The following is a 1,126-nucleotide window of genomic DNA, read 5'->3' on the forward strand; positions in this document are numbered from 1 at the left end:
TCCAGCACCTTCACATCGAGACCCAACTCAGCGCCATGTAGGGCCGTTGAACAGCCCGTGTAACCGCCCCCGATTACCGCAACGTCACAGTCTAAGTCGGTATCCAACACGCTCGCCGAAAAGGAATTCCTAGCGGATGCTTTCCAAAGCTCTTTCAAGTCGTAGTACCCTTCCAGTTTCGAAGAAGAGTTTCGCAGTCACGCCACGTTAATATTATTCAAAATGGTTTAGATAATGAAATATTGCGTATAATATTCTCTATCAAATGGAGAAATATTCCATTAACCCAACCTTAAGTGTCATTTTTGGAAACACGTTGTGATCAACCCTAAGGTTTGACCGTCTTCTTCCGGCTATCTTGTCTCATCAAAATGCAAGAAGGGTTCAAACTTGATAGTTTTGATCGCAAAGTAACTGTTGATCGATGCAATTTCGGGAATGATCGCCAACGGTTCCGTTATCTTCTCTGCGAAATCCTCCATGTCTGTCAGCATGGCCACGAACATCAGGTCGCGGTCGCCAGTAACATTCAAGCAGATTGTAACTTCTGGAATGCTTTTAATGTGCCTAATCGCGTTATCTCTGGCTTGGCGTTCGTGATTATTGAGCCTAACTTCGGAGATAGAGATGAGGGTGCTGCCTACTTTCTCTGGATTCACCAAAGCAATCTCTCTTTCGATGAAACCTTCTGTCCTGAGGCGTCTTGTACGGCGCATGCACGAGGGTGCCGAAGTACCAACCTCAGCGGCCAAATCAGCATTCGTAATCCGACAATTGCGCTGCATGCGGTTCAGTATCTTGCGATCAATCTGATCTAACTCACTCGGTTTCCTCGACATCCTCTAACATCTCCACTGATGGTGATAATGAAATTCTTCGTCATATTGCAGAACATATAAGACTGAATATTTCAAGAACCCGCACTCAAAGTATTATTTTGGAGTGCGGATCAGGCTAGTTTGAGGCTCAAGATCATAATGAGATGGTGACGTAAGTGCTGGACGCTTCTAACGGACAAATATTCGATTTTCGCAGTGACACGCTCACGTCGCCAAGTGATGCAATGCGCGAGCGCATGGCGAAAGCGGAGGTCGGCGATGATTTTTATCGAGAAGACCCCTCTATT

The 1,126-nt window shown here is 45.9% G+C and carries 3 protein-coding genes; 1 reads left to right on the plus strand and 2 read right to left on the minus strand.

The window, feature by feature from the left end; translation table 11 throughout:
* A partial coding sequence (locus ACN0IC_RS15695; RefSeq protein WP_416879684.1) for an FAD-dependent oxidoreductase occupies positions 1-110 on the minus strand: 110 nt, incomplete at its 3' end.
* 243 nt (positions 111-353) lie between these two features.
* Complete coding sequence (locus tag ACN0IC_RS15700; RefSeq protein WP_416879683.1) at positions 354-839, minus strand: Lrp/AsnC family transcriptional regulator; 486 nt, start codon at positions 837-839, stop codon at positions 354-356.
* Positions 840-994: 155 nt separating this feature from the next.
* On the opposite strand from ACN0IC_RS15700, the gene ACN0IC_RS15705 reads away from it, so the two are divergent.
* Positions 995-1,126 (plus strand): beta-eliminating lyase-related protein (locus ACN0IC_RS15705; RefSeq protein ID WP_416879685.1); only part of this gene is annotated, 132 nt, incomplete at its 3' end.

It is taken from the genome of Litorimonas sp., assembly GCA_029936425.1.
Taxonomy (GTDB): Bacteria; Pseudomonadota; Alphaproteobacteria; order Caulobacterales; family Maricaulaceae; genus Litorimonas.